Origin of the sequence: Streptomyces sp. MspMP-M5 (assembly GCF_000373585.1) — a bacterium.
Lineage (GTDB): Bacteria > Actinomycetota > Actinomycetes > Streptomycetales > Streptomycetaceae > Streptomyces.
In genome coordinates this window covers 1-2,796 of record NZ_KB891858.1, presented here as the reverse complement: position 1 = coordinate 2,796, position 2,796 = coordinate 1, and the positions used below count along the sequence as shown (strand labels likewise).

Annotated in this window: 1 protein-coding gene; it reads right to left on the bottom strand. The window is 70.1% G+C overall.

The genetic code is table 11. The features are described 5' to 3' along the window. On the bottom strand, positions 1–2,796 hold a 2,796-nt coding region (locus tag B073_RS0106195), incomplete at both ends, for a type I polyketide synthase (protein ID WP_018537224.1).

Here is a 2,796-nt window from a genome sequence, read left to right as displayed (position 1 = left end):
CTGCCACTGCACGTGGAAGAGTGCGTCGCGGACGGCGGGATCTGCTGCGCGTAGTGCATCCGGTGTCAGCGGGCGGGTGGTCAGGGAGCCGACGGTGGCGACGGGAGCCCCGGTCGTATCGAAGATGTCCAGTGCCACGGTTTCCGGTCCGGTCCTGCTCAGGTGGACCCGCAGTGTCGATGCACCGGCGGCGTGGAGGCGTACGCCGGACCAGGAGAAGGGCAGCACCGCTGTTCCGCCGTCAGTGATGCCGGGCAGCAGGGTGTGCAGGGCGGCGTCCAGCAGTACGGGATGCAGGTCGAACGCCCCGGTGCCGGAAGACAGTTCATCGCTGAGGGAGACCTCCGCCCAGATCTCTCCTGCGGTCTCGTCCGACCAGGCACGGCGCAGGCACTGGAAGGCCGTTCCGTAGGCGTAGCCATGCTCGGTCAGGCGGTCATAGGCGTCGGTCAGATCGATCTCGGTGGTTCCGGTCGGCGGCCAGGGCACCAGTGCACAAGGAGCGGTGTCCGGCGGTGCGCCAACGGTTACGGTGCCACGGGCGTGCAGGGTCCAGACGCTGTCCTGATCCGTGTGGTCGGGGCGGGCGTGGAGGGTGATGGCGCGGCGTCCGGCGTCCTCCTCGGCGCCCACCGCCAGTTGGAGCTGAACGCCGCCGTGTTCGGGAAGCGCCAGCGGCGCGGTGAGGGTGAGGTCGGTGACCTCGCCGTTGCCGGTCCGGCCGGCCGCGTGGAGGGCGAGTTCCAGCAGGACCGTGCCTGGGACCAGGACCGTGCCCGCGACCGCATGGCCGGCCAACCATGGATGGCTCTGCAGGGACAACCGTCCGGTGAACACCACCTCGTCACGCTCCGCCAACCCCACCGCAGCACCCAGCAGAGGATGACCGGCGGAACCCAGCCCGAGGCCGGCGGCGTCGCCCGAGGCCGGCGCGGCATCCAGCCAGTAACGCCTGTGCTGGAACGCGTAGGTGGGCAGATCCACCTTGTCGGCGCCCGGGAAGACCCTGTCCCAGTCGGGTGTGATGCCTCGAACGGCCAGATGGGCGAGTGCGGTGGCGAAGGTCTCCGTCTCCGGCCGGTTCTTGCGCAGCACCGAGACGATCGCGCCCGCCTCTTCGGTGGCACCCTCCTGGACGAGGGCGGCGAGGACACCCTCCGGGCCCAGCTCCAACCAGTCGGTGACACCCAGTTCTTCCAACTGCCGCACCCCGTCCGCAAAGCGCACCGCCCGGCGAAGGTGATCGGCCCAGTAGTCGGGGGAGGTGAGCTGGTCGACGGTCGCGAGGGTGCCCGTGACGTTGGAGACGATCGGGATGTGCGGCTCGTGGAAGGTCACGGCCCGGGCCACGGATCGGAATTCCTCCAGCACCGTGTCCATGTGGTGCGAGTGGAACGCGTGGGAGACGGAGAGCAGCCGGGCCTTCGCGCCGCTCGCGCGCCATGCCTCGGCCAGCTCGCTGACGGCGGACTTGTTACCCGAAACCACCATGGATCGTGGGCCGTTGACACCCGCGATCACCACCTGGCCGTCGTAGTCAAAGAGTGCCGCCATGACCTCTTCCTCCTCTCCCTGGAGAGCGGCCATGGCGCCGTCCTGGCGTGCGGACTGCATCAGCCTGCCGCGCTCGGCGACCAGGTGGCAGGCGTCCGGCAGGTCCAGCACGCCTGCCAGATGGGCGGCGGTGACTTCTCCGATGGAGTGTCCGAGAAGGTAGTCGGGCACGATCCCGTGATGCTCGACCAGGCGGTACAGCGCCGTCTCCACCGCGAACAGAGCGGCCTGGGTGAAGGACGTCCGCTCCAGCAGTGCCGCGCCCGCGGAACCGTCGGGCGCGAAGAGAACGTCTTTGAGCGGCCGGGGGAGTTCCTGGTCCAGCCCTGCGCACACCTCGTCGAGCGCGGCGGCGAAGACGGCGGAGGACGCATACAGCTCCCGGCCCATGGCCGACCGCTGGGCTCCTTGCCCGGTGAACAGGAACGCGAGCTTGCCGCGCCTGGCACTGCCCGGGCGCACCACACCCGGCGAAGGGTGTCCGTCCGCAAGAGATTCCAGGCCCGCCATCAGTGCGGCCCGGTCGCCGCCGACGACCGCCGCTCGCCGGTCGAGGCGGGAACGGGTGGTGGCCAGTGACAGACCGAGGTCGGCGGTGGTGGGCTCCGGGTGGGTCGCGGCGTGCCGGCGGAGCCGCCGGGCCTGAGCGCGCAGTGCGCTCTCGTCGCCGGCCGAGAGCATCCAGATGGGGAAGACCCCGGTGGCCGGTTCTTCGGTGGTCGTTTCTGCTGTCTGTGGTGCGGGGGCTTGTTCGAGGATCACGTGTGCGTTGGTGCCGCTGATGCCGAAGGCGGAGATGGCGGCGCGGCGTGGGTGGTTGGTTCGGGGCCAGGGGGTGGGTCGGGTGAGGAGGGTGAGGGGGGTGGTGTTCCAGTCGATGTGGTGGGTGGGTTCGTCGATGTGGAGGGTTTGGGGGAGGGTGCCGTGCTGCATGGCCTTGATCATTTTGATGACGCCGGCGACGCCTGCGGCGGCCTGGGTGTGGCCGATGTTGGATTTGAGGGAGCCGAGGTAGAGGGGGTGGTCGGCAGGTCGGTCGTGGCCGTAGGCGGCCAGCAGCGCTTGGGCCTCGATGGGGTCGCCGAGTCGGGTGCCGGTGCCGTGGGCTTCGATGGCGTCGATGCCGGTGGGGGCGAGTCCTGCGTTGGTGAGGGCTTGGCGGATGACGCGTTCTTGGGAGGGGCCGTTGGGGGCGGTCAGGCCGTTGCTGGCGCCGTCCTGGTTGACGGCGGAGCCGCGGAG